General features: G+C 72.6%; 27 protein-coding genes and 1 pseudogene. 14 read left to right on the forward strand and 14 right to left on the reverse strand.

What is annotated here, in order from left to right:
• Positions 1–12 precede the first annotated feature (12 nt).
• Entirely contained in the window at positions 13–1,656 is a 1,644-nt protein-coding gene (locus tag ACGFZK_RS26045) for a DNA repair helicase XPB (protein ID WP_393851277.1), read from the forward strand.
• On the opposite strand, the gene ACGFZK_RS26050 is transcribed toward ACGFZK_RS26045, so the two are convergent.
• Together ACGFZK_RS26050 and ACGFZK_RS26055 are read right to left on the reverse strand one after the other, a co-directional pair.
• Positions 1,614–2,390, reverse strand: a complete 777-nt coding sequence (locus tag ACGFZK_RS26050) for a glycosyltransferase 87 family protein (protein WP_393851278.1) — start codon at positions 2,388–2,390, stop codon at positions 1,614–1,616. The two genes, ACGFZK_RS26045 and ACGFZK_RS26050, sit on opposite strands and share 43 nt — an antisense overlap.
• A 48-nt stretch (positions 2,391–2,438) precedes the next feature.
• A complete protein-coding gene (locus ACGFZK_RS26055) occupies positions 2,439–2,621 on the reverse strand; it encodes a hypothetical protein (protein ID WP_393851279.1) in 183 nt (60 codons plus the stop codon).
• 215 nt (positions 2,622–2,836) lie between these two features.
• Here ACGFZK_RS26055 and ACGFZK_RS26060 point away from each other — a divergent pair, with 215 nt between their 5' ends.
• Both ACGFZK_RS26060 and ACGFZK_RS26065 read left to right on the forward strand, forming a co-directional pair.
• The gene (locus ACGFZK_RS26060) at positions 2,837–3,496 is read left to right on the forward strand and encodes a hypothetical protein (protein WP_393851280.1); all 660 of its coding nucleotides are present in this window, start codon (positions 2,837–2,839) and stop codon (positions 3,494–3,496) included.
• A 148-nt stretch (positions 3,497–3,644) separates the two neighbouring features.
• Positions 3,645–5,717 carry a HelD family protein gene (locus ACGFZK_RS26065; RefSeq protein ID WP_393851281.1) on the forward strand — a complete coding sequence of 691 codons (2,073 nt, stop codon included), beginning with the start codon at positions 3,645–3,647 and terminating at the stop codon, positions 5,715–5,717.
• Positions 5,718–5,885: 168 nt separating this feature from the next.
• On the opposite strand, the gene ACGFZK_RS26070 is transcribed toward ACGFZK_RS26065, so the two are convergent.
• Positions 5,886–6,572: a copper homeostasis protein CutC gene (locus ACGFZK_RS26070; protein ID WP_393851282.1), complete on the reverse strand. Its 687-nt coding sequence runs from the start codon at positions 6,570–6,572 to the stop codon at positions 5,886–5,888.
• Positions 6,573–6,703: 131 nt separating this feature from the next.
• On the opposite strand from ACGFZK_RS26070, the gene ACGFZK_RS26075 reads away from it, so the two are divergent.
• The 3 genes from ACGFZK_RS26075 to ACGFZK_RS26085 all read left to right on the forward strand — a co-directional run bounded on the left by ACGFZK_RS26075 (position 6,704) and on the right by ACGFZK_RS26085 (position 10,039).
• The gene (locus tag ACGFZK_RS26075) at positions 6,704–7,384 is read left to right on the forward strand and encodes a hypothetical protein (RefSeq protein ID WP_393851283.1); all 681 of its coding nucleotides are present in this window, start codon (positions 6,704–6,706) and stop codon (positions 7,382–7,384) included.
• Positions 7,385–7,438: 54 nt separating this feature from the next.
• Positions 7,439–8,662 carry a Cmx/CmrA family chloramphenicol efflux MFS transporter gene (locus ACGFZK_RS26080; RefSeq protein ID WP_393851379.1) on the forward strand — a complete coding sequence of 408 codons (1,224 nt, stop codon included), beginning with the start codon at positions 7,439–7,441 and terminating at the stop codon, positions 8,660–8,662.
• A 123-nt stretch (positions 8,663–8,785) separates the two neighbouring features.
• On the forward strand, positions 8,786–10,039 hold the full coding sequence (locus tag ACGFZK_RS26085) for a serine hydrolase domain-containing protein (protein ID WP_393851284.1): 1,254 nt from the start codon (positions 8,786–8,788) through the stop codon (positions 10,037–10,039).
• Here ACGFZK_RS26085 and ACGFZK_RS26090 read toward each other — a convergent pair.
• On the reverse strand, positions 10,036–10,305 hold the full coding sequence (locus ACGFZK_RS26090) for a DUF4031 domain-containing protein (protein WP_030387344.1): 270 nt from the start codon (positions 10,303–10,305) through the stop codon (positions 10,036–10,038). The genes ACGFZK_RS26085 and ACGFZK_RS26090 overlap by 4 nt on opposite strands.
• 7 nt (positions 10,306–10,312) lie before the next feature.
• On the reverse strand, positions 10,313–10,687 hold the full coding sequence (locus ACGFZK_RS26095; protein WP_393851285.1) for a hypothetical protein: 375 nt from the start codon (positions 10,685–10,687) through the stop codon (positions 10,313–10,315).
• A gap of 100 nt (positions 10,688–10,787) precedes the next feature.
• Here ACGFZK_RS26095 and ACGFZK_RS26100 point away from each other — a divergent pair, with 100 nt between their 5' ends.
• From ACGFZK_RS26100 to ACGFZK_RS26115, 4 genes are all read left to right on the forward strand, one after another.
• Positions 10,788–11,729, forward strand: coding sequence for a MurR/RpiR family transcriptional regulator (locus ACGFZK_RS26100; protein WP_393851286.1), 942 nt, complete (start codon positions 10,788–10,790; stop codon positions 11,727–11,729).
• 81 nt (positions 11,730–11,810) lie between these two features.
• The gene (murQ, locus tag ACGFZK_RS26105; protein WP_393851287.1) at positions 11,811–12,734 is read left to right on the forward strand and encodes an N-acetylmuramic acid 6-phosphate etherase; all 924 of its coding nucleotides are present in this window, start codon (positions 11,811–11,813) and stop codon (positions 12,732–12,734) included.
• A 36-nt stretch (positions 12,735–12,770) separates the two neighbouring features.
• A complete protein-coding gene (locus ACGFZK_RS26110; protein WP_393851288.1) occupies positions 12,771–14,252 on the forward strand; it encodes a PTS transporter subunit EIIC in 1,482 nt (493 codons plus the stop codon).
• A gap of 61 nt (positions 14,253–14,313) precedes the next feature.
• A complete protein-coding gene (locus tag ACGFZK_RS26115) occupies positions 14,314–14,895 on the forward strand; it encodes a GNAT family N-acetyltransferase (protein ID WP_393851289.1) in 582 nt (193 codons plus the stop codon).
• Between the two features lie 4 nt (positions 14,896–14,899).
• Here ACGFZK_RS26115 and ACGFZK_RS26120 read toward each other — a convergent pair whose 3' ends face one another.
• Together ACGFZK_RS26120 and ACGFZK_RS26125 are read right to left on the reverse strand one after the other, a co-directional pair.
• Positions 14,900–15,445, reverse strand: a complete 546-nt coding sequence (locus tag ACGFZK_RS26120) for an amidase (RefSeq protein WP_393851290.1) — start codon at positions 15,443–15,445, stop codon at positions 14,900–14,902.
• A complete protein-coding gene (locus ACGFZK_RS26125) occupies positions 15,442–15,663 on the reverse strand; it encodes a hypothetical protein (protein WP_033223642.1) in 222 nt (73 codons plus the stop codon). Before ACGFZK_RS26125 ends, ACGFZK_RS26120 begins: the two co-directional genes overlap by 4 nt.
• Before the next feature lie 116 nt (positions 15,664–15,779).
• On the opposite strand from ACGFZK_RS26125, the gene ACGFZK_RS26130 reads away from it, so the two are divergent.
• Together ACGFZK_RS26130 and ACGFZK_RS26135 are read left to right on the forward strand one after the other, a co-directional pair.
• The gene (locus ACGFZK_RS26130) at positions 15,780–16,616 is read left to right on the forward strand and encodes a Scr1 family TA system antitoxin-like transcriptional regulator (protein WP_393851291.1); all 837 of its coding nucleotides are present in this window, start codon (positions 15,780–15,782) and stop codon (positions 16,614–16,616) included.
• Positions 16,600–16,866: a DUF397 domain-containing protein gene (locus ACGFZK_RS26135; RefSeq protein WP_393851292.1), complete on the forward strand. Its 267-nt coding sequence runs from the start codon at positions 16,600–16,602 to the stop codon at positions 16,864–16,866. The genes ACGFZK_RS26130 and ACGFZK_RS26135 overlap by 17 nt, the downstream gene beginning before the upstream one ends.
• Here the strand turns inward: ACGFZK_RS26135 and ACGFZK_RS26140 are convergent.
• Together ACGFZK_RS26140 and ACGFZK_RS26145 are read right to left on the reverse strand one after the other, a co-directional pair.
• Positions 16,850–18,025, reverse strand: coding sequence for a S8 family peptidase (locus ACGFZK_RS26140; protein ID WP_393851293.1), 1,176 nt, complete (start codon positions 18,023–18,025; stop codon positions 16,850–16,852). The genes ACGFZK_RS26135 and ACGFZK_RS26140 overlap by 17 nt on opposite strands.
• A 186-nt stretch (positions 18,026–18,211) precedes the next feature.
• Positions 18,212–18,652, reverse strand: a complete 441-nt coding sequence (locus tag ACGFZK_RS26145; protein ID WP_393851294.1) for a S8 family serine peptidase — start codon at positions 18,650–18,652, stop codon at positions 18,212–18,214.
• A 50-nt stretch (positions 18,653–18,702) separates the two neighbouring features.
• Between ACGFZK_RS26145 and ACGFZK_RS26150 the strand changes: the two genes are divergently transcribed.
• Entirely contained in the window at positions 18,703–19,041 is a 339-nt protein-coding gene (locus ACGFZK_RS26150) for a protease inhibitor I9 family protein (protein WP_393851295.1), read from the forward strand.
• Positions 19,042–19,059: 18 nt separating this feature from the next.
• Here the strand turns inward: ACGFZK_RS26150 and ACGFZK_RS26155 are convergent, their stop codons facing one another.
• The 3 genes and pseudogenes from ACGFZK_RS26155 to ACGFZK_RS26165 all read right to left on the reverse strand — a co-directional run bounded on the left by ACGFZK_RS26155 (position 19,060) and on the right by ACGFZK_RS26165 (position 21,567).
• Entirely contained in the window at positions 19,060–20,481 is a 1,422-nt protein-coding gene (locus ACGFZK_RS26155; RefSeq protein WP_393851296.1) for a PQQ-binding-like beta-propeller repeat protein, read from the reverse strand.
• Positions 20,482–20,608: 127 nt separating this feature from the next.
• Positions 20,609–20,716, reverse strand: a pseudogene (locus ACGFZK_RS26160) (3-oxoacyl-ACP reductase); the annotation flags it as partial.
• A 251-nt stretch (positions 20,717–20,967) separates the two neighbouring features.
• Positions 20,968–21,567, reverse strand: coding sequence for a phosphoribosylanthranilate isomerase (locus tag ACGFZK_RS26165; RefSeq protein ID WP_393851297.1), 600 nt, complete (start codon positions 21,565–21,567; stop codon positions 20,968–20,970).
• A 493-nt stretch (positions 21,568–22,060) separates the two neighbouring features.
• Here ACGFZK_RS26165 and ACGFZK_RS26170 point away from each other — a divergent pair, with 493 nt between their 5' ends.
• Positions 22,061–22,234, forward strand: a complete 174-nt coding sequence (locus tag ACGFZK_RS26170) for a hypothetical protein (protein ID WP_393851298.1) — start codon at positions 22,061–22,063, stop codon at positions 22,232–22,234.
• A gap of 92 nt (positions 22,235–22,326) precedes the next feature.
• Here the strand turns inward: ACGFZK_RS26170 and groL are convergent, their stop codons facing one another.
• Positions 22,327–23,949: a chaperonin GroEL gene (gene groL / locus ACGFZK_RS26175; RefSeq protein ID WP_393851299.1), complete on the reverse strand. Its 1,623-nt coding sequence runs from the start codon at positions 23,947–23,949 to the stop codon at positions 22,327–22,329.
• A 327-nt stretch (positions 23,950–24,276) separates the two neighbouring features.
• On the reverse strand, positions 24,277–24,483 hold the full coding sequence (locus tag ACGFZK_RS26180; protein WP_030009783.1) for a cold-shock protein: 207 nt from the start codon (positions 24,481–24,483) through the stop codon (positions 24,277–24,279).
• Positions 24,484–24,559: the final 76 nt, after the last annotated feature.

The following is a 24,559-nucleotide window of genomic DNA, read 5'->3' on the forward strand; positions in this document are numbered from 1 at the left end:
GGGGCGCCGCGCGTGAATGGTCCACTCATCGTCCAGAGCGACAAGACCCTCCTTCTCGAAGTCGACCACGAGCTCGCCGGAGCCGCCCGGCGTGCCATCGCCCCCTTCGCCGAGCTGGAGCGGGCCCCCGAGCACATCCACACCTACCGGATCACCCCGCTCGGCCTGTGGAACGCCCGGGCCGCCGGTCATGACGCCGAGCAGGTCGTCGACGCGCTCGTCGAGTACTCCCGCTATCCCGTCCCGCACGCGCTCCTCGTCGATGTCGCCGAGACCATGGCGCGCTACGGCCGCCTCACCCTCTCCAAGCACCCCGTGCACGGGCTGGTGCTGACCAGCACCGACCGGCCGGTGCTGGAGGAGATCCTGCGGTCCAAGAAGGTCGCCCCGCTGGTCGGTGCGCGGCTCGACCCCGACACGGTGGCCGTGCACCCCTCCGAGCGCGGGCAGATCAAGCAGACCCTGCTCAAGCTGGGCTGGCCGGCCGAGGACCTCGCCGGTTACGTGGACGGCGAGGCGCACCCGATCGAACTGGCCGAGGACGGCTGGGCGCTGCGGCCCTACCAGCAGCAGGCCGTCGAGGGCTTCTGGCACGGCGGGTCCGGTGTGGTCGTGCTGCCCTGCGGCGCCGGCAAGACGCTGGTCGGCGCCGGGGCCATGGCGATGGCCAAGGCGACGACGCTGATCCTGGTGACGAACACCGTCTCGGCCCGCCAGTGGAAGCACGAGCTGGTCAAGCGGACCTCGCTGACGGAGGAAGAGATCGGTGAGTACTCCGGCACCCGCAAGGAGATCCGGCCCGTCACCATCGCCACGTACCAGGTCCTGACGACGAAGCGGAAGGGCGTCTACCCGCACCTGGAGCTCTTCGACTCCCGGGACTGGGGCCTGATCGTCTACGACGAGGTGCACCTGCTGCCCGCACCGGTCTTCAAGTTCACCGCCGACCTGCAGGCGCGGCGCCGGCTCGGCCTGACCGCGACGCTGGTGCGCGAGGACGGGCGGGAGTCGGACGTCTTCTCGCTCATCGGGCCGAAGCGGTTCGACGCCCCGTGGAAGGAGATCGAGGCGCAGGGCTACATCGCGCCCGCCGACTGCGTGGAGGTCCGGGTCAACCTGACGGAGGCGGAGCGGCTCGCGTACGCGACCGCCGAGACGGAGGAGAAGTACCGCTTCTGCGCGACGACGGCGACGAAGCGGAAGGTCACCGAAGCGCTCGTCGCCAAGCACCGTGGTGAGCAGACCCTCGTCATCGGGCAGTACATCGACCAGCTCGACGAGCTGGGCGAGCACCTGAACGCCCCCGTCATCAAGGGCGAGACCTCCAACGCGCAGCGCGAGAAGCTCTTCAACGCCTTCCGCGAGGGCGAGATCAGCGTGCTGGTCGTCTCGAAGGTCGCGAACTTCTCCATCGACCTGCCGGAAGCCACCGTCGCCATCCAGGTGTCGGGCACCTTCGGCTCGCGCCAGGAGGAGGCCCAGCGCCTGGGCCGCGTGCTGCGGCCGAAGGCGGACGGCCACGAGGCGCGGTTCTACTCGGTCGTCGCGCGCGACACGATCGACCAGGATTTCGCGGCACACCGCCAGCGGTTCCTCGCCGAGCAGGGGTACGCCTACCGGATCATGGACGCCGACGAGCTGCTGGCGAGCGACTGACGCCGGCAGGCCCGGGCCGCCAGAACGGCCAGTAAGGGCGCGCCCCAGACCCACAGGGGCGGCCAGTCCAGTACGAGGGCCCGGGCCGCGGCGGGCAGGTGGCTGGTCCAGAACTCGGCGGAGGCCTCCGGCAGGACCAGCAGCCCGAGCAGGGCGGTACCTGCCGAGGCCGCCAGTGCCGTGAGCCCGGTGCGGACGCGGCGGGTCAGCAGGAGGTACGCGGCGATGGCCGCCGGGGCGAGGGTGATCCCGGCGGCGATGCCCAGCGCGAAGCCCTTGCCGAGCGCGGAGCGGGGCCGGCCGAGGTCCCACAGGACCAGGCAAGCGAGCGCCAGGTTGATCTGGCCGGCCAGCGGCGCCTGGAACAGCGGCTGCAGCCACAGCCCCGCGATGGTGGCGGCCAGCACGGGCCCGGGCCGGGACCGCAGGCCCGCGAGGCGGCAGGACAGCGTGATCAGCAGGGCGAGCAGGCCGGCGTTGCCGAGGACGAGGACGGCCTTCAGCGCGCCGGTCGGCAGCCACGCGGCCGGCGTGAACAGGATCGCCGCGAACGGCGGATACGCGGCGGGCGGCCCCCACTCGGCGGCGGAGAAACCCTGGACGAGCGCGTCGGCCACCGGCATGCGCAGGGCGATGCAGAGCACGCCCAGCACCAGCAGCGAGCCGGTCAGCAGCACACCGGCCAGAGACGACGGAGACGTCGGCGAGCAGCTGGGAACGGGGCTCCGGGTCACCCGCGTGACCCTAGTGGATCAGTGGACGGGCTGCGCGGGCCCGGCAGTTCAGCGGCGTATGACCCCCGCGTCCTCGGCGTACTCACCGAGCACGACGACGCTCACGGCGGTCGCCGCGAAGATCTTGACGGCGCGCACCATGCCGCCGAGGCCGGGGCGCGGAAGGGAGTCGGAGGTGGCGGCGCCGCTAGGGCGGCCGCCCTGGATCGGGGTGAAGGTTGCGGTGCTCATGAATCCATGGTCCGGTTTCGGGCCGTCCCGCACATCGCTCCCGGGAGGGAATCTCACGGCCTCCCGAGTCCTCCTCCCGTCGCATGCCATCCCCTAGTGGACCTACCGAGGTCTGACACCCCCGGGTATGACACCCGTCCGGATGCACGGCTGCCGGGCAGGACGGACGCTGGGAAAGTCCGCGGCGCCGGCCACCGAGCCAGGGAGTGATCCGCATGACCCACCGTTCCCGGACGCAGCGCCTGGTGCTGCTCTCCGCCTCGACAGCCCTGGTCACTACGGGTCTGCTGCCGTCCACCGGCGCCTTCGCCACCCCGGCGCCGGCGCACGTCGCCGTCACCGCCGCCACAGTCACGCCCACCGCCACGCCCACCCCCATACCCACGCCCGCACCCACCGCCACGAAGGCCACCGAGGACTGGGTGAGGGCCACCGACGCCCCCACCGGCATCACGGCCGAGCTGCCCGGAAAGGCCGAGCTCCGCAAGGGCTCCGTCCCCATCGAGGGCAAGGACGTCGCTGCCCGGGCGTACGGGGTGGACGTCCCGGACGCAGGCATCGGTTTCTCCGTCCACGACATGCCCGGTGACCAGTTTCCGCTGCAGGACAGCCTCGAAGGCTTCCTCGCCGCGTACAACCTGGCCAACGGCGACACTCTGACCAGCAGCGACGTCCGCAAGACGACGGTCGACGGCCGCCCGGCCCTCGACGCGCGCCTCGCCGACAAGGACGACGCCGACCGCACGGTCGGCTCCATCCGGCTCATCTCCGATGACGACCACCTCGTCATGGCCATCACCCTCGGCTCCGAGGCGCAGGAGAAGGAGCTGAAGCGGATGCACGAGCGGCTCCTCTCCTCCCTCCGCATCCCGTGATCGCCGGCCCGTAATCCGTTGGCGCCGCCCCGCCCCGGTGGCTAGAATCTCCGCTCTTGCCGCCTCCCGCCGCCTCATCGGGGAGAGCCGCCCTCCGGCCGGAAACCGGCGGGCCATCTGTCCGCACCCAGCAGCTGGAGGCAGTTCCGTGCCCGCGCACGCCCCCGAGACCACGCACGACGACCCGCTGGGTCGCGAACGCGCCCACCTCACCGCCTCGCGCTCCGCCCTGCGCGCCATGCGCGAGGACGTCGAGGCCCTCGACATCCGCGACGTCACCGCGAACTGGGTCAACGCGATCGTCCTCCAGGCCCAGATCGACGACCGCATCAAGGCCCTCGCCGACCTCGCGCACACCCCGCTCTTCTTCGGCCGCCTGAACTACCTGCACGCACCCGGCGCGGAGCTCGCCGAGGGCGCGGAGGGCGAGCAGTTCTACATCGGCCGCCGCCACGTCCACGACGCCGACGGCGACCCGATGGTCATCGACTGGCGCGCGCCCGTCTCCCAGCCGTTCTACCGGGCCTCCAAGACCGACCCGCAGGACATCTCGCTGCGCAGGCGCTTCGGGTACACCGGCGGCGAGCTGACGGCGTACGAGGACGAGCACCTGTCCGACCCCGCCGAGACGGCCGCGGTCAGCAAGCTGCTCCAGCAGGAGATCGAGCGTCCGCGCGTCGGCCCGATGCGGGACATCGTCGCGACGATCCAGCCCGAGCAGGACGAGATCGTCCGCTCCGGCCTGTCCGGTTCGGTCTGCGTACAGGGCGGCCCCGGCACCGGGAAGACCGCGGTCGGCCTGCACCGGGTCGCGTACCTGCTCTACGCGCACCGCGACCGCCTCGCCCGTACGGGCACGCTCGTCATCGGGCCGAACCGTTCCTTCCTGCACTACATCGAGCAGGTGCTGCCGGCCCTGGGCGAGCTGGAGGTCAAGCAGGCCACCGTCGACGACCTGGTCGCCCGCCCCGGCATGGAGGTACGCGGCACGGACCCCGCCGAAACCGCCGTGGTCAAGGGCGACGCCCGCATGGCGGAGGTGCTCGGCCGCGCGCTCCGCTCGCACGTGTCCCGCCCCACGGAGCCGCTGATGGTGGTCCGCGGCTCGCGCCGCTGGCGGGTACCGGCGTACGAACTGGAGGAGATGGCCGGCGAACTGCAGAAGCGCGACATCCGCTACGGCGCCGCCCGCGAGGCCCTGCCGCAGCGCATCGCGCACGCGGTGCTCGTACGGATGGAACAGGCGGGCGAGGCGCCGGACGACCGGGTGCAGGACGCGGTGGCCCGCAACGCGGCGGTGAAGGCGGCGGTGAAGGAGATCTGGCCGCCCGTCGAACCGGCGAAGCTGGTCCTGCGCCTGCTGTCCGACGCCGAGTTCCTGGCCGAGCACGCGGAAGGCGTCCTGACGCCCGACGAACAGAAGCTCCTGCTCTGGCAGAAGCCCTTCCGGAGCGTGAAGTCGGCGAAGTGGTCGGCGGCGGACCTGGTCCTGATCGACGAGGCGGCCGACCTGGTGGAACGGACGCATTCGCTGGGTCACGTGGTCCTCGACGAGGCGCAGGACCTGTCGCCGATGCAGTACCGGGCGGTGGGCCGACGCTGCACCACGGGCTCGGCGACGGTCCTCGGCGACCTCGCGCAGGGCACCACGCCGTGGGCCACGCGCAGCTGGGACGAGGCGCTGACGCACCTGGGCAAGCCGCAGGCGGTGCTGGAGGAGCTGACGGCGGGCTTCCGCGTGCCGCGCGAGGTGATCGCCTACGCCTCCCGGCTGCTGCCGTCGATCTCCCCCGGCCTGGCCCCGGTCTCCTCAGTCCGCGAGACGCCGGGCTCCTTGCGGATCGAGGAGGTCGCGCAGGTGGCGGACCTGACGGCGGCGGTGGTCGCCGCATGCCGCGACTTCCTTGCGTACGAGGGTTCGATCGGCCTGATCGCGGCGGACGCGCGGATCCCGGTGCTGGCCGAGGCCCTGCCGGCGGCGGGGCTTCCGTACCTGTCTCCCGGTGAGGAGACGACCTCGGAGTCCCGGCTGACGCTGGTGCCGGCGTCGCTGGCGAAGGGTCTGGAGTACGACTACGTGGTCCTGGACGAACCCGCGGCGATCGTGGACGGCGAGCCGGACGAGCGCACCGGCCTGCGCCGCCTGTACGTCTGCCTCACCCGCGCGGTCTCGGGCCTGGCGGCCCTCCACTCGGCCCCGCTGCCCTCCGCCCTGTCCTGACCCGCGGACCGCGTCCTGGGGCTCCGGCCCCGGACCCCGCGCCTCAAACGCCGGCGGGGCTGAATGTGCCGGCCCCGCCGCCCACACCCAGCCCGCCGGCGTTTGGGGCGCGGGGGCCCGGGGGCAGCGTCCCCGGCAGCGGCGGCGCGCCCCGACAGCCGGGCGCCGTCAGGACAGGGCGGCTCGCCAGTCCGCGACGGCCGCCGCCGAGACCGGCCGCCCCCACCCGGAGGGACGCGCCGCGCCGCCGATGTGGAAGGCGTCGATCCCGCCCGCCCTCAGCACCGGCAGGTGCGCGAGCGTCAGGCCGCCGCCCACCAGGATCCGCGCCCCGTACCCCGGCTCACCGCCCCGCCCCGCCTCCGCGAGCAGCACCGGCAGCCCGGCCTCCACCCCGGCCGCCGAGCCCGCCGTCAGGTACGTGTCCAGCCCCGGCACATCGGCCAGCGCCTTCCGCAGCTGGTCCCGGTCCGCCGCGCGGTCGATCGCCCGGTGGAAGGTCCAGCGGCAGCCGTCCAGCTCCGCCACGACCGCCTCGACCGCGGCCAGGTCGGGCCCCCCGTCCGCGTCCAGGAAGCCCAGGACGAACTCCTGCGCACCCTCCGCCCGCAGCTCCCGCGCCGTCCGGACCAGGCCGGACACGTCACCGGCCGCGAAGCCGTCCGTCCTGCGGAGCATCACGCGCAGCGGGATGTCGACCGCCGCCCTGATCGCCGCGAAGGTCTCGCGCGGCGGGGTGAGCCCGTCGGCGGCCATGTCGGTGACCAGTTCGAGTCGGTCCGCCCCACCGGCCTGGGCCGCGACCGCGTCCTCCACGTCGAGGGCGATCACCTCCAGGAGCGCACGGTTGCTCATTCGATCCCATCCTTAGGAAGCAGCTCGGGAAAACCCGGGGAAACTCAGCACAATAGGTCTAGTCCAATATTCAGGGTACGGGGCTCCACCCACCCTTCACCAGCACAATCGCGCCACCCCACAATGTGCCCATGGACACAGGCACCCACCGCAGCGACACCGCCGACCTCCGGGCCCGCTGGCAGGCGACCGTCACCGCCGCCGGCGCCCCCGCCGACCGCGATCCCGCCCCCTACGCCGACCGCCTCCTCGCCGCCTGGGCGGAGCCGCAGCGCCGGTACCACACCACCGCGCACCTGGCCGACGTACTCGCGCGGATCGACGTACTGGCCGCGCATGCCGCCGATCCGGCCGCCGTACAGCTCGCCGCCTGGTTCCACGACGCCGTCTACCGCCCCGACCGCTCCGAGAACGAGGAGCGCAGCGCCGTCCTCGCCGAGCGCGCCCTCCACGAGCTCGGCATCGACGCCTCCCGCACCGCCGAGGTGGCCCGGCTGGTCCGGCTCACCGTCACCCACGACCCCGCTCCCGGCGACACCGACGGCGAGGCCCTCTGCGACGCGGACCTGGCGGTCCTCGCCGGGCAGCCGGACGCATACGCCGCCTACGCCGCCGCCGTCCGCGCCGAGTACGGCTTCGTCCCGGACGACGCCTTCCGCACCGGCCGCGCCGCCGTACTGCGCCAGCTGCTCGACCTGCCGGCCCTCTTCCGCACGCCCCACGGAGCCGCGCACTGGGAGGCCCCGGCCCGCGCCAACCTCGCCGCCGAGCTCGCCGCCCTCACGGCGCAAGGGACCGCGATGGGAATTTGATCGCGTTCGCCATGGTTGGTGACAGTCATGCCCGCAGCAGCCGCACGCCCCCGCATGCCCGTCGCCGTCTACGTCCTCGGACTCTCCGTCTTCGCGCTCGGCACCAGCGAATTCATGCTCTCCGGGCTTCTGCCACCCATCGCGGAGGACATGGGCGTCACCATCCCGCAGGCGGGCCTGCTCATATCCGCCTTCGCGATCGGCATGGTCGTCGGGGCACCGCTGCTGGCCGTGGCCACCCTGCGCCTCCCGCGCCGCACCACGCTCGTCTCCCTCATCAGTCTCTTCGGCCTCGGGCAGGTCGCGGGCGCGCTGGCCCCCTCGTACGAGCTCCTCTTCGCCTCCCGGGTGGTCTCCGCCCTCGCCTGCGCCGGCTTCTGGGCCGTGGGCGCGGCCGTCGCCATCGCCATGGTCGACAAGGACCAGCGGGCCCGCGCGATGGCCGTCATGATCGGCGGTCTGTCGATCGCGAACGTCCTCGGCGTCCCCGCCGGCGCCTTCCTCGGCGAGCACCTGGGCTGGCGCTCCGCCTTCTGGTCGGTCGGCGCGGCCTCCGCGATCGCGCTCGCCGGCATCCTGGCGCTGATCCCCAAGATCCCGCTGCCCGCCGAGAGGCCCTCGCTCGGGCGCGAGCTGCGCATCTACCGCGACCGCCAGGTGTGGCTCTCCATCGGCATCACGGCGCTGGCCGCGGGCGGCGTCTTCTGCGCCTTCAGCTATCTGTCACCGCTGCTCACGGACGTGGCCGGGCTGGACTCGCAATGGGTCCCGTGGATCCTCGGCCTCTTCGGCATCGGCGCGCTGGCCGGCACCACCGTCGGCGGCCGCGTCGCCGACGCGCACCTGTTCGGCGTGATGATCTGGGGCATCACCGCCTCCACCGTCTTCCTCGCCGCACTCGCCCTGCTGGCCTCCACCGCCGCCGCGGCGGTCGCCCTCGCCTTCCTGCTCGGCTTCTCGGCCTTCTTCACCGCCCCGGCGCTGAACGCCCGCATGTTCAACGTGGCCGGCGCCGCTCCGACCCTGGCCGGTGCCACCACCACGGCGGCCTTCAACCTCGGCAACACCGGTGGCCCCTGGCTCGGCGGCACCGTCATCGACGCCGGCCTGGGCTTCGCCTCCACCGCCTGGGCGGGCGCCGCCATGACGGTCACCGCGATCGCCCTCACCCTGATCGCCCTCCGCCTGGACCGCCGCACCCGTCCCCACACCACACGCGTGATCACCGGAGGCGCCGCCGCCGCGACCAACCCGGCCGAGGAGCCCGCCCGCGCCTGACCGCGCCCGCCCGGCCCTGCCCGCGGTCCCGGTCGCCGCCCCGGACCCGGCTTCCTACGATGGGAGGGTCCGCTCGGGGACCGGTGACCGCTCGGGGACGTGCGTCATCAGAGGAGATCCTCCATGGGCCGGTACCGGACGCCAACCGTCCTCGCAGCCGCCTCCCTGCTGCTGACCGCGCTCTGCGCGGGCCAGGCCCCCGCGGCCGCCCCGCCGGGCCGGGTCGACCTCGACCCCGTCATCGCCGAGCAGCTCGACGACGCGATCACCGCGGCCATGCGCAAGGCCGCCATACCCGGTGTGGGCGTCGGCCTGTGGATCGACGGCAACGACTCCTACGTGCGCGGCTTCGGCACCTCCGACAAGGCCACCGGCGTCCCCGTCAAGACCGACATGTACACCCGCATCGGCAGCGTCACCAAGACCTTCGCCATCACCGCCGCCCTCCAGCTCGTCGACGACGGGAAGGTACGGCTCGACGCGCCGATCTCGACGTACCTCGACGGCGTGCCCGGCGGCGAGAAGATCACCGTCCGGCAGCTCGCCGACATGCGCAGCGGCCTCTACAACTACACCGAGGACCCCCGCTGGCTGGCCACCTTCAAGGCCGACCCGCACCGCGCCTGGACACCGCAGGAGCTGCTGGACTTCGCCTTCGCGCACCCCGCCGACTTCGCGCCCGGCGCGAAGTGGGAGTACTCCAACACCAACACCGTCCTGCTCGGCCTGCTCGTCGAGAAGGTCGGCGGCCAGCCCCTGCACACCTACCTGGCACAGCACGTCTTCGAACCGGCCGGCCTGGACTCGACCTCGCTGCCGACCGGCGCGGAGATCTCGTCCCCGTACGTGCACGGCTACACCAACTTCACCCCGGACGGCTCGATCGTCGACGCCTCCACCTGGAACCCGTCCTGGGGCTGGGCGGCCGGCGCGATGATCTCCACCATGGACGACCTGCGCTCCTGGGTCCCGACCCTGGTCACCGGCCGGCTGCCCGACGGCGACCGCCTGCTGGAGCCGGGCACCCAGGCCCAGCGGCTGCGCATGCTGCCCACCGGGCACGCCGGCGTGGGCTACGGGCTCGGCATCGCCGAGCTCGACGGCTGGATCGGCCACAACGGCGAGCTCCCCGGCTACGAGACCATCGCCGTCCGGCTCCCGCAGGCCCGCGCCACCATGGTGATCGTGGTGAACTCCGACGTCGACGGGAAGTTCGGCAGCCTGAGCTCCCTCATCGCCAACACGGTCACCAAGATCGTGACCCCGAAGCACGTCTGGTCGCTCCCGTCGGCGGCCCAGCCCAACACCGTCCCCGAGCCCACCGCGACGTCGCCGTCGGCCCCGGCCCCGGCCCCCACCCCGGCCCCGAGCTCCTAGGCCGCGGGCCTGCCCTTCGGGCGGCGCAGGCCCGCCGCCGTGAGGCGCCGGACCAGTTCCTTGCTGCCGATCTCCACCGCCCCCGCGCCGACCGCGTCCGCGTACCGGTACGAGGGCACGTCGTAGTGGTCCCGTTCGAAGGCGCGCGGCGGACAGCCGATGCCCGCCGCGAAGGCGTGCAGCTCCTCGTACGAGACGTCGCTGACCAGGTGCGACCACATGCGGCCGTGGCCCGGCCAGGTCGGCGGGTCGATGTAGACGGTCACCGGCGGCTCACCGCAGGCCGAAGACCGGGCCCAGGCCGCCGACCGCGGCCACTTTCACGCCCGCTTCCGAGCACACCCAGTGCGGGTGGGGTCCCAACTCCGGCTCCACGTCCAGCGCGTGCGGCTCGCCGTGGTTGCAGACCGGGCACAGCGGCCAGCGTCCGTACTTCTCCAGCAGCGCGTCCTGTACGTCCTGGGCGACGAGTCCGGCAAGGTAGTCGACCCCCTCCGGCCACTGCTCCACCCACCACCGGCGGTGCGTGACCGAGTCCTCGACGAGGGAGACGACATCGGCATCGGCGACCTCGCCGGCAGCGAGATCGGCGAGTACGAGGGCACGGGCGACGTGCAGCGCCTGTTCCAGGGGGGTCGCGTGGTCCATGCGCCCATTGTGGACCCGGGAGGGCCCGCTGACGAAGGCCCTCTTTCCGAGGGCCCAATGGCGTATTGACCGGCGCCCGGGCTGAAAATAAGTTTCAGGTGTGAGCGAGAACACGAAGGAAAACTTCAGCCGCGCCACGCCGGCTCCCCCACCGCACGCCCTCCGGGCCCGGATCCGCAGCCTCGGCCCCTCCCTGCCCCACTCCGTGCGGGCCGTCGCCGAAGCCGTCGCCGCCGACCCCGCCGCCTGCGCCCGGCTCACCGTCTCCGCCCTCGCCGCGCACACCGGCACCAGCGAGGCCACCGTCGTCCGCGCCGCCCGCCTCCTCGGCTACCCCGGCTACCGCGACCTGCGCCTCGCCCTCGCCGCCCTCGCCGCCCAGCAGGAGTCCGGCACCGCCCCCGCCGTCACCGTCGACATAGCCGTCGACGACCCCCTCGCGGACGTCGTCGCCAAGCTGGCCCACGAGGAGGCGCAGACCCTCACCGACACCGCCGCCGCACTCGACCTGAACCAGCTCGCCGCCGCCGTCACCGCCCTCGCCACGGCCCGCCGCATCGACATCTACGGCGTCGGCGCCTCCGCCCTCGTCGGCCAGGACCTCGCCCAGAAGCTGCTGCGCATCGGCCTCCTCGCCCACGCCCACAGCGACCCGCACCTGGCCGTCACGGGCGCCGTCCAGCTGCGCCCCGGCGACGTCGCCGTCGCCGTCACCCACTCCGGCAGCACGGGCGACGTGATCGAACCGCTGCGCGTCGCCTTCGAGCACGGCGCCACCACCCTCGCCCTCACCGGCCGCCCGAACAGCCCCGTCACCCGCCACGCCGACCTCGTACTGGCCACCTCCGCCGCCCGCGAGACCCGGTTGCGGCCGGCCGCCATGTCCAGCCGCACCAGCCAGCTGCTCGTCGTCGACTGCCTCTTCGTCGGCATCGCGCAGCAGACGTACGAGACCGCCGCACCCGCCCTCGCCGCCTCGTACGAGGCCCTCGCCCACCGCCACAAATCCAGCCCCGCCACATCCAGCCCCTCCGGCGTTTGAGGAGCGGGGTCCGGGGCGGAGCCCCGATCTCGAAGCCCGGCCCGCAGACCACCCGCCACCCGCCAAGGAGTCCGCCCACCGATGACCGCGTACGCAGAACTCCGCGCCCAGCTGGACACGCTCACCACCGAGGCCTTCCGCCAGGACCTCGCCGAGATCGACCGGCTGTCCACCCTCGACATCGCCCGCACCATGAACGCCGAGGACGCCACCGTCCCGGCCGCCGTCGCCGCACAGCTGCCGCGGATCGCCGCCGCCGTCGACGCGATCGCGGAGCGGATGGCCCGCGGCGGCCGCCTGGTCTACGCGGGCGCCGGCACCGCCGGCCGGATGGGCGTCCTGGACGCCAGCGAGTGCCCGCCCACCTTCAACACCGACCCCGCCGACGTGGTCGGCCTGATCGCGGGCGGCCCCTCCGCCATGGTCAAGGCCGTCGAAGGCGCCGAGGACTCGAAGGAACTGGCCGCCGAGGACCTCACCGCGCTGCGGATCGGACCGGACGACACGGTCGTCGGCATCTCCGCCTCCGGCCGCACCCCGTACGCGATCGGCGCCGTCGAGTTCGCCCGGACCCGCGGCGCGCTCACCGTCGGGCTCTCCTGCAACGCCGGCTCCGCCCTCGCCGCGGCCGCCGACCACGGCATCGAGGTCGTCGTCGGACCCGAACTCCTCACCGGCTCCACCCGCCTGAAGGCCGGCACCGCACAGAAGCTCGTCCTCAACCTCATCTCGACCATCACGATGATCCGGCTCGGGAAGACGTACGGGAACCTCATGGTCGACATGCGCTCCTCGAACGAGAAGCTGCGCGCCCGCGCCCGCCGCATCGTCGCCCTGGCCACCGGCGCGCCCGACGAGGAGATCGAGGCCGCGCTGACCGCCACCGGCGGCGAGGTGAAGAACGCCGTCCTCGTCGTCCTCGGCGGAGTCGACGGCCCCACGGCCGCCGAGCTGCTCGCCGCCTCGCAGGGCCACCTGCGCGCCGCCCTCGCCCACACCCGCTGACCCCGACCCCGCCCCCCGAGCCAAGGCGATCCCCACATGTCCACTGACAAGAACCGCGCCACCGCCGCCGCGATCCTTCCGCTGGTCGGCGGCCCGGACAACATCACCTCGATCGCGCACTGCATGACGCGCCTGCGCATCTCGCTGCGCGACCGCTCGCTCGTCCAGGACGAGGCCCTGCGGGCGCTGCCTGCGGTCCTCGGCGTGGTCGAGGACGACACCTACCAGATCGTGCTGGGCCCGGGCGCCGTCGCCCGCGTGACCCCGGAGTTCGAGGCGCTCGTCGAGGAGGGCCGCTCGGCGGCGCCACCCGCCCCCCACACGATCACCGCGGACGACCTCGCCGACCGGGGCGCGGCCCTGAAGGAGGCTCAGAAGGCCAGGAACGCCACCCCCTTCAAACTGTTGCTGCGCCGCATCGCGAACATCTTCGTCCCGCTGATCCCGGCCCTGATCGGCTGCGGCATCATCGCCGGCCTGAACGGCCTGCTCACGAACCTCGGCTGGGTGCCCGCCGTCGTCCCCGCCCTCGCCGCCATCGCCTCCGGCTTCATGTCGTTGATCGCGGTCTTCGTCGGCTACAACACGGCCAAGGAGTTCGGCGCTACGCCCGTCCTGGGCGGCGCGGTCGCCGCGATCATCGTCTTCCCGGGCGTCGCGAAGATCGACGCCTTCGGGCTGGAGCTCAAGCCCGGTCAGGGCGGCGTCCTCGGCGCGCTCGCCGCCGCCCTGCTCGCCGTCCACGTGGAGAAGTGGTGCCGCAGGTGGGTCCCCGAGGCCCTGGACGTCCTGGTCACCCCCACCCTCACCGTGCTGATCTCGGGCCTGGTCACCCTCTTCGGCCTGATGTTCCTCGCCGGTGAGGCCTCCGCCGCCATCGGCACCTTCGCCAACTGGCTCCTCGCGGGCGGCGGGGCCTTCGCGGGCCTGGTCCTGGGCGGCCTCTTCCTCCCCCTCGTGATGCTCGGCCTGCACCAGGCCCTCATCCCCATCCACACCACCCTCATCGAGCAGGACGGCTACACCGTCCTGCTGCCCATCCTCGCCATGGCAGGCGCGGGCCAGGTCGGCGCGGCCATCGCCGTCTACTACCGCCTCCCGCGCAACGGCTCGCTCCGCGCCACCATCAAGTCCGCGCTCCCGGCCGGCTTCCTCGGCATCGGCGAACCGCTGATCTACGGCGTCTCCCTGCCGCTGGGCCGCCCCTTCGTCACCGCCTGCATCGGCGGCGCCGCCGGCGGCGCCTTCGTCGGCCTCTTCCACCAACTGGGCGTCGCCTTCGGCTCCACCGCCATCGGCCCCTCCGGCTGGGCCCTGTTCCCGCTGCTCGACGGCCGGTCGAGCGCGGGCGCCACCCTCGCGATCTACGCGGGCGGCCTGCTCGTCGGCTACCTGGTGGGCTTCGCCGCCACCTACTTCTTCGGCTTCACCCGCCAGATGCTGACCGACCTCAACACCGACCCGGGCCCGGACACCACCACCGCCGAAACGCCCCCGCAGGAACGAGTCCCGGCGTAGCCGCCGTGCTGTCCGGGACCTGCGCATGCGCCTGCGCGCCGCGGGGCGGCATGATGCGGAGATGATCAACTCCATACCCCCCGTGGTCCCGGCCGGCCGGATGAGCGCCGCGCAGCAGCCCGAACTCCCGCTCCCCGACGGCATGCTGCTGCGCCCCTGGGCCTCCTACGACGTCCCCGCGCTGGTCGAGTCCTGCCGCGACCCGGAGATCCGGCACTGGAACCGGCCCGCCCTCCTGACCCCCGCCGGGGCCGAAGAGCGGATCACCCGCTGGCACGGCCGCTGGCAGGCCGAGCAGGCCGCGATCTGGGCCGTCGCCCCCGCCGCCGGAGGCCCGGCCGTCGGCCTCATCGGCGTCGGCGATCTCGACCTCGCGGGCGGCAGCGGCGAGATCCTGTACTGGCTGCTGCCCGCCGGGCGAGGCCGCGGGATCATGGCGCCCGCCACGGACCGCGTCAGCCGCTGGGCCTTCGAGGAGGTCGGCCTGCACCGGCTGCGGATCACCCACTCCGTGGCGAACCCGGCCTCGTGCGCCATCGCCGTGAAGGCCGGATTCCCCCTGGAGGGCACCATGCGCGGCGCCCTCCTGCACGCCGACGGCTGGCACGACGAGCACCTGCACGCCCGGCTGCGCACCGACTGAGCCGTCAGCGGCCGTCGAGCACCGGCCCGTGCGCTGCCCCGGCCGCCTCCGTCAGGAAACCGGCCAGGTCGTCCACGCCGTAGCCGAGCTTCGGACCGCGCTCGGCGGCCATCAGCAACAGCTGCCCGACGATCTCGGCTCCCCAGCCGTCCGTACCGTCCGCGGACCACTCCCACAGCTTGTCGATGCCGAGCCCGGTCATGAGCAGCCCGTACCGGCTACGGATCTCCGCGCACAGCTCCGCCACCGCGTCGAGCAGCCGCCCACCCGGCCGCTCGCACCGCAGACCCAGGCACCCGCCGAAGTCCTCCACCGCGCACCCCTGCGGCGGGCTCGCCCGCAGCCCCTCGTAGCGCGGATCGTCGAACCCCGGATACCCCTCCACCGGGCAGTGCACCAGCGTGAACCGCTGCCATCCGGGCGGCGGAGGCGGCTTCGGCTCGCCCGCCTCCGGCCCGCAGACCCCCCGCGGCGCGAGCGCCGTCTCCAGGCCGCGCAGCTTCCAGCCGAGCTCGAAGGCGAACTCCGCGGCCTCCACCGCCCCGCTCACGAGCCGCCCGCCCGCTCGTGCAGGACGGCGGCCAGCCGCAGCGCGGTGTCGAGGTTGCAGCGGCCCAGGTCCACCAGCGGCAGCCCGTACGTACCGGCGGCCGAGACCCGTTCCACGTCCAGCGAGGGGAACAGCACCCCGACCCCGGCGAGGGATTCCCGCAGCTGCTGGACGGCCTCCTCGGCCGCCTGCATGCGCTCCTGTGGGGAGAGCACCATGACATGTCACCTTTCTACTCTGAGTATCCGACTTCTTCACACAGAGTGGCGACGCGCTCACTAGCCTTTCAAGGGCGGACCCCGCAACAACCGCACATGTTGCTCAGGGAGTTGCCATGCCCCGAAAGAACCTCGATCCCTCCTCCTCACCCCGCGCCCTTCTGGGCGCGGAACTGCGCGTCGCGCGCGAACGCGCGAGCATGAGCCAGGCCGAACTCGGCGAACGCCTCTTCGTCAGCGGCTCGTTCATCGGCCAGCTCGAAGCGGGCACCCGACGGATGCACCTCGAATTCGCCCGCCAGATCGACGAGATCCTCGGAACGGACGGCTTCTTCGTCCGCAACTGCGGGGCGGCGGCCGAGTCCAAATACCCGGACCACTTCGCGGAGGCAGCCGAAGCGGAGGCTCGGGCGAACGCCATCCGGGAGTACGCACCACTGACCATCCCCGGATTGCTCCAGACGGAGGCGTACGCGCGCGCTGTCTGCCGCGCATACCAGCCGACGGCACCGGAGCAGGTGATCAACGAGCTGGTCACGAACCGACTGGACCGTGCCACACTGCTCGCCGAGCCAACAACCCCATTGTTGTGGTGCGTGTTCGGCGAGGCTGTGCTGCGCTGCGAGGTGGGAGGTCCAGGGGTGATGACAGAGGCCTTGAAGCACATCACCGCACTGATCAGGTCCCACCGGATCATCGTCCAGGTCATTCCGTTCCGAGCGGGAGCCCACGCCGCCATGGGCGGCTCACTTCAGCTGCTGGCATCCGACGATGGCCCGACACTCGCCTACGTTCAAGGCAACGGAACGGGCCAGCTGTTCGACGATCCAGCCACGGTCTCTCGGCACTCCCTGACCTACGATCTCCTCACGGCCAGTGCGCTGTCGCCCGCGCAATCCCTGGCCTTGATCGAGTCCGTAGTGGAGGGGTACGAACGTGAAGCAGCAGCCTGACTACGACCTGTCGATGGCCATCTGGCACAAGTCCAGCTACAGCGACGGCAGTGGGGGCAGCTGCGTGGAGATGGCCACCTGGCGGAAGTCCACCCACAGCGGCGGCGACGGCGCAGAGTGCCTCGAAGTCGCCGACGGCCACCCCAACCTCGTCCCTGTCAGGGACTCCAAGCAGCCCGAAGGCCCGCACGTGGTGTTCCACGCGCAGGCCTGGGCCCAGTTCGTCGATTCGGTCAGAGCGCGTTGGTGAACAGCAGCCGGTTCGGGCTGTTGTCGCTGAGGTTCTGGACGACGTCCTTCGTGGACTTGTCCTCCAGGAAGTCCTGGACCTCGGCCGGCGTCGCGTTGGGGTGCTCGGCCTTGTAGAGGGCCGCCACACCGGCGACGTGCGGCGCAGCCATCGACGTGCCGTCCAGGGCCACGTTGCCGCCACCCAGGCGGGCGGAGACGATCTCCTTGCCGGGGGCGTAGATCTCCAGGCACTCGCCCCAGTTGGAGAAGTCGGTCTCCTCGTCCCAGCGGTTGGTCGCGCCGACCGTGAACGCACGGTTGGCGGACGCCGGCGAGACGCGGCAGGCGTCACGGTTCGCGTTGCCCGCCGCGACGATCGGGAGCACGCCGCGGTCGTACAGCGCGTTCGTGGCGCTGTTGACCGAGGCGAAGCGGTCGCCGCCCAGCGAGGCGTTCAGGACGGCGGGCTGCCGGGCGTTGTTGGCGACCCAGTCCAGGCCCGCGATGATCCCCGACCAGGGGCCCGTGCCGTCACAGCCGAGGACGCGGACGCTGACCAGGGAGACCTTCCGGGCCACGCCGTACGTCTCGCCGCCGACCGTGCCCGCGACGTGCGTGCCGTGGCCGTTGCAGTCCGATCCGTTGCCTCCGAACGCGTCGAAGCCGAGCCGCGCCCGGCCGCCGAACTCCGTGTGCGCGTAGTCGATGCCGCTGTCGAGGATGTACGCGGTCACGCCCTGGCCGCTGCCGTAGGCGCTGAAGTTGTTGTCCAACGGCAGGTACCTCTGGTCGATCCGGTCCAGGCCCCAGGACGCGGCCGGCGAGCGGGTCCCGCCCAGCGTGACCGGCGTGGGCGGGGTGGACACCTTCGCGTCCTCCTCCACCGAGTTCACGCCGGCCGTCACTCTGGCGATGCGCAGCTGCTCCGCCGTGAGGGACGCGGCGAACCCGTGCAGGGCCGAGGTGTAGGTGAACTTCGGCTTCACGCCGAGCGCCGCAGCGATGCCCGCCGGCGAGGCGGACTTGTCCAGGGTGATGACGTACTGGCCGGGGATCGCGTTGGACGACGTGAGCAGCGGCGCCGGGGTCGGCTCCGGGACCGCGGCAGAGGCGGTGCCGACCGCGACCGGGGTGACGGTGAGGAGGACGGCCGTGGCCAGACGTGCGAGCAGACGCATGAAAGGAGCTCCCTGACGTGCTTGGAAGATCGGCGTGGGGGAGCCGCCCCCGCGACCTGGAGTCCTCCGCGGGTGCGGCCCCCCTCTACATCGGATGTGGTCCGGAGGGGACTTGAGCTGCCGCCCCCGCCTGGCCCAGCGGCGGGTACCTCCCGGGAACGCCCTTTCCGCACCCTGCAGAAAGGGTCATTCCCAGGCGTCCGCGCGGATGCCGGCCTCCGGGACGGGCCCGGGAAAGTTCACCCGTACGGGCGAGACGATCCCGCGCTCGGATACCCGTACGAGGGAAGCGTCGTAGAGGACGGCGGCGCCGGTCACGTGCGGCGCGACCAGGGACGTCCCGTCGAGGGCCACGCTCCCGCCGCCGAGCCTCGCGGAGACGGCGGCCTCGCCGGGGGCGTAGAGGGGGACGCACGTGCCGTGGTCGGAGAAGTCGCTCTCCTCGTCGTACTGGTTGGACGCCGCCACCGTCAGCACCTTGCCCGCGGCGGCAGAAGGGTGGTCCTGCTGTGCCGTACCGGTCGTGCTCCGGCCCGCGCGGTCGGCGGCCGGCCCGGCAAGATCACTCGTACGGTCCGCCCCCAGCCCGGGGAGCGCACGGCCGTGCGCCGCCCGTACCCCCGCCACACCCGCCGGCGTCGTTGACCGGCCCCGCCGCGCGTGATGGCCTCCCCCCCATGCGCATCCCTGTGAGCCGAGCCCTGCCCGTGGCCGCCACCGTACTGGCCGCCGTCGCCGCCCTGCCCGTGTCCACGGCCACCGCCGCCGTGCGGGAGCCCGTGCACCGCACGGCCCCCGCCGCCGACCGCGCCACCTACATCGTCACCGTGCGGGAGGACAGCGACCCGGCCGAGGTGGCGGGGCGGGTCGGTGCCACCCCGGTCTACGTCTACCGCACCGTCCTGCACGGCTTCTCCGCCCGGCTCAGCCCCGAGCAGGCCGGGGCGCTGCGGGCGATGCCCGACGTCGAGTCCGTCGAGGAGGACGGCCGGGGCACCGGATTCGGAGCCGGGTGACAACCATGACGGCCTCCGTCACCAGCCGGAAACCGGGTCGATGTCGAAGGTCGGCGGCAGGGCGCCGTCCCGGTCGAGGTTGACGAAGACGTACGAGCCGGGCGGGCCGGGGTAGAAGGCGAAGTTCCGGCCCAGCGGCAGGTCGCGCAGGACCGTGGGCTCCGCCCGGCGCCTGCCGTCGGCCAGGCCGCGGCGGGAGAGGTACGTCCACCAGCGGTCGGAGGTCACCACGCCGACCTCGCCCCGGCGGGTCGGGGCCAGCCCGCGGATCTCCTCGTCGCCGGTGCCCGCGTGCCAGACGCGACGGCCGTCGGTGAGGGAGTACGCGGACACCCCGCCTGCCTCCCCCTGCTTCACCGGGGTGACCAGCAGGCCGCCGCTCACGACCGGGGACGGCTCGCTCAGCAGGTCCCCGTCCGGACCCGAGGCGGGTACGGAGCCCCGCACGCGGCCCGCGTCGTCGAGCAGCAACACCGCGTCCATGCCGCTCTCCGCCGTCTCCGTGACGCGCAGGGCGGGCGGGGTGGCGGACAGCACCCGCACCTCGCGCAGCCGGCTCGCCGTCGGCAGCGCGCTCTGCCAGGCGCGGGTTCCCGTACGGGCGTCGACGGCCGTGATCCGGGCCAGGTCGCCGCACTCCTCCACGTACAGGGCGCGCTCCCCCGACCCGTCGACCGCCTTGACCGTGCAGTCGGCCGGGACCGGGACCCGCCACTGTGCGTGGCCGGTGCGCAGGTCGAGGCCCCACACGTCCCGGTCCGCCACGACCGCGGTCGGGCCCGCCCCGGCGGCCAGTGCCCGGCCGGCGTCGCGGGTCCACAGGGCCCGGCCGTCCGCCAGGTCCACGGCGATGACCTGCGAGCCGCAACTGCCGGGGCTCTCCCCGTACATGGCGAGGCCTATGCCGGACGGGGTGGTCCGGCTCAGCGCGCAGAGCGGCGTGCGCTCCGGTGCCGGCAGCCGCCAGCCCTTGCGGCCCTCGCCGTCGTAGGCCACGAGGCCGTCCTCGCGGGCCCGTACGACCGTTGCGGACCCGGTCTTCCACACGCCGACCGGCGTCGCCGCCGGATGCACGGGCGCCTGCCAGCCGGACAGGTCCAGCTGAGGGCCGCGCGCCGCGTCGTAGCCCAGCCAGCCGGGCCACAGCGCGGCCAGCGCCACGCAGACGGCCAGCACCCGGGCGGGCACGGGGGCGCGGCCGTAACCGCGGCTGCGCAGCCGGCGCCACAGCAGCCACGCGGCGGCGGCGCACAGCGGGGCGAGGAGCGCCGGCGTGCCCGTACCGCGCGGGCAGCTGTCGATGCCGCACATGCGGCCGGGGGCGTCGACGAACACCAGCTTCGCCAGGAGCGCCAGGTACAGGGCCGTCACCGCCGCGAGGCCGGCGATGGCGGCGAACCCGAGGTGTCCCAAGAGCTGCGCGGGCTGCGGTCGTTTCATGTTCATGATCCCCCCGAGGGGGACCCTATCGACCGGCCGACACCGCCCGCCGGGGCCCCTCCGGATCGTGCGAACCCCTCCGCCACGGCGGTGGCATGGCGCGGAGCGGCGCGGGACGATTCGTCGATCAGAGCGCGGCGCCGCCGGTGGCGTCGACCACACGCCCCGTCACCCAGCGGGCGGCGCCGGAGGCGAGGAAGCCGACGACGTCCGCGATGTCCTCGGGGCGGCCGATGCCCCTGCTGCCGCCCGTGACCAGCGCCTCACACGGTGCGCCGGTCCGTCAAGCCCCGAATGTCCGCGCCCTGACGCGGGCGCCCGCGCCGGGCGTAATGGAGGTCAGCCCGCTCCCCCGAACCCGCTAAGGACCGCCCTCATGGCCCTCGCCAGGACCCGCCGCATGGCCTTCGTGATCGTCGCCCTGTTCACCGGCGGACGGATAGCCGCGTACGCCGACGGCCCGCCGTCGACCGACCCGGCCAGGGGCTAGCTCCTGGCCGCCTCGATGAAGGCGCGGATCAGCTCCGGCGACTTCACGCCGCGCTCCCGCTCCACCCCGCTGGACACGTCCACGCCCCACGCCCCGGTGGCCGCGAGCGCCTTCCGTACGTTGCCCGGGGTCAGCCCGCCCGCGAGCAGCCAGCGCCCGTCCGGCGCGGTGAAGTCGGCCGAGCCCCAGTTCCACGGCTTGCCGGAGCCCGGGTCGGGCGCGTCCAGCAGCAGCAGGTCCTCACCGTACTCACCGCAGCGCTTCACGTGCTCGGCGGTGGCCCGCAGCAGGGTCCGGCCCTCGGCGCGCAGCGCCGCGAAGTCCTCGGGGCCCTCCTCGCCGTGCAGCTGCACGCCGCGCACCCCGCTCTCCTCGGCGAACCGGCGCACCTCCGCCACCGACTGCCCCCGGAACACCCCGACGGTGAGCACGCCGTCCGGCACCCGCGCGGCGAGCTCCCGCGCGGTGGCGGCATCGACCGTACGCGGGCTGCCGGGCGCGAACACGAACCCCACGGCATCCGCCCCGGCCGCCACGGCGGCATCGACGTCCCGCACGGTCTTGAGCCCGCAGATCTTGACGAAGAGGTCGGTCATGCCTCCAGTCAACCAAAGCCCCCCGATCGGTGGTGCTCCGTCTCGGCACCCGGGCGCGACCGCCCACGCGCCGCTAGCCTGGAACGGGGCTCACGCCCAGTGCACGGCACGCCACTGGGAGGACAACGGTGACGATCATGAGCGAACGGGCCACACCGATAGAGCAGGCGGCACCGCCGACTTTCGAGACGCTCCTGCGCACCGTCGAGGAGATGGACACGCCAGACGGCTTCAAGGCCGAGCTCATCCGGGGGAAGATCATCGTGTCGCCGTTTTCCACGCTGCGCTATCTGCGTCGCATGCGTGCGCTGCGCGAACAGTTCCAGGCCCACGCACCCGAGGGGCACATCGCGGAGATCGCGCCCTTCTTCTTCCGGTTCTCGGCAGCGGAGCGCGCGTACGGGCCCGACCTCTTCGTGGCGGACGAATCAGCCTTCGAGAGCGAGGGCCGGCACGCGGACGGCGCGGCCCTGTCGCTCGTCGGCGAGTTCACGTGTACGGCCGGCTCGTACCGGTCTATGTGGTCGTCGACATGCAGGACTCGGAGATCACCTGCTTCTGGGAGCCTTCCCCGCACGGATACCGCTCCCGTACGACAGTGTCCTTCGGCAAGGCCCTGCACGTCCCCGAGCCGTTCGGCTTCGCGATCGACACCACTGGCTTCTGAGCCCGCCGCGAACGCCCGAGGGCGGCACCCCCGTCGGGGTGCCGCCCTCGTTCGAGAACAGCCGATCAACCAGTGGCCGGAGCCGGGGTCGATCAGAAGTCCATGTCACCACCCGGCATGCCGCCGCCCGCGGGGGCACCGGCCTTCTCGGGCTTGTCGGCGATGACGGCCTCGGTCGTCAGGAACAGCGCGGCGATCGACGCGGCGTTCTGCAGCGCGGAGCGCGTGACCTTCGCCGGGTCGATGATGCCCTCGGCGATCATGTCGACGTACTCGCCGGTCGCGGCGTTGAGGCCGTGACCGATCGGCAGGTTGCGCACCTTCTCGACGACGACGCCACCCTCGAGACCACCGTTGACGGCGATCTGCTTGAGCGGGGCCTCCAGCGCGAGCTTCACGGCGTTGGCGCCGGTCGCCTCGTCACCCTCGAGCTCCAGCTTCTCGAAGACCGCGGAGGCCTGCAGCAGGGCCACGCCACCACCGGCGACGATGCCCTCCTCGACGGCCGCCTTCGCGTTGCGAACGGCGTCCTCGATGCGGTGCTTGCGCTCCTTGAGCTCGACCTCGGTCGCGGCGCCGGCCTTGATGACGGCCACGCCGCCGGCCAGCTTCGCGAGGCGCTCCTGGAGCTTCTCGCGGTCGTAGTCCGAGTCGGAGTTCTCGATCTCGGCGCGGATCTGGTTGACGCGGCCCTGGACCTGGTCGCTCTCACCGGCACCGTCGACGATGGTCGTCTCGTCCTTGGTGATGACGACCTTGCGGGCGCGGCCGAGCAGGTCGAGACCGGCGTTCTCCAGCTTGAGGCCGACCTCCTCGGAGATGACCGTGCCGCCCGTGAGGATGGCGATGTCACCGAGCATGGCCTTGCGGCGGTCACCGAAGCCCGGGGCCTTGACGGCGACGGACTTGAAGGTGCCGCGGATCTTGTTGACGACGAGGGTGGAGAGCGCCTCGCCCTCGACGTCCTCGGCGATGATCAGCAGCGGCTTGCCGGACTGCATGACCTTCTCCAGGAGCGGCAGCAGGTCCTTGACCGAGCCGATCTTGGAGTTGACGATCAGGATGTACGGGTCGTCGAGGGACGACTCCATGCGCTCCATGTCGGTGGCGAAGTACGCCGAGATGTAGCCCTTGTCGAAGCGCATGCCCTCGGTGAGCTCCAGCTCCAGACCGAAGGTCTGGGACTCCTCGACGGTGATGACGCCTTCCTTGCCGACCTTGTCCATGGCCTCGGCGATGAGCTCGCCGATCTGGGTGTCGGCGGCGGAGATGGAGGCCGTCGAAGCGATCTGCTCCTTGGTCTCGACATCCTTGGCCTGGGCGAGCAGGGCGGCGGAGACGGCCTCGACGGCCTTCTCGATACCACGCTTGAGGGCCATCGGGTTGGCACCGGCGGCCACGTTGCGCAGGCCCTCGCGGACGAGCGCCTGGGCCAGGACGGTGGCCGTGGTCGTACCGTCGCCGGCGACGTCGTCCGTCTTCTTGGCGACTTCCTTGACCAGCTCGGCGCCGATCTTCTCGTACGGGTCCTCGAGCTCGATCTCCTTGGCGATGGAGACACCATCGTTGGTGATCGTGGGGGCGCCCCACTTCTTCTCAAGGACGACGTTGCGACCCTTGGGGCCAAGGGTGACCTTGACGGCGTCGGCGAGCTGGTTCATCCCACGCTCGAGGCCGCGGCGGGCCTCCTCGTCGAACGCAATGATCTTGGCCATCTGAAGTGGTCCTCCCGGACAGCGGTGGATTGCTCCCAGGACCGCGCCCGCGCCCGCGACGGACGGCCTGCGAGTCCGGCGGTTCCTTCCCACCGAACCCTGCGGGCCTCACCGACCCGGTCCTCGTTTCAGTAGCACTCTCACCAGGAGAGTGCTAACGCCAATGATTAGCACTCGACCCCCGAGAGTGCAAGCGGCTTCGAAGAAGCGCCGCCACTACCGGGGCGTACGCACGAGGGGCCCACATCCCGTGTCCGGGATGTGGGCCCCTCGTGGTGTTCAAGGTCTTCGATGAACACGTCGCGTCGGCGGTCGATCGCGCCAGGACTAGCCGAGTGCGAGCTTGACCATGTCCGCCTGCGGACCCTTCTGGCCCTGCGAGATCTCGAACTCGACCCGCTGACCCTCTTCAAGGGTGCGGTACCCGTCCATCTGGATGGCGCTGTAGTGGACGAACACATCCGCACCACCGTCGACCGCGATGAAGCCGTAGCCCTTCTCCGCGTTGAACCACTTGACGGTGCCCTGAGCCATGCCTAACTCCCCTATTACTGGCCCTTGCGCAGGAACGCACTTCGCGATCCCGGGTCAGAACTTGCGTCGGAACGCG

It is taken from the genome of Streptomyces sp. NPDC048257 (genome assembly GCF_043201855.1).
Taxonomy (GTDB): Bacteria; Actinomycetota; Actinomycetes; order Streptomycetales; family Streptomycetaceae; genus Streptomyces.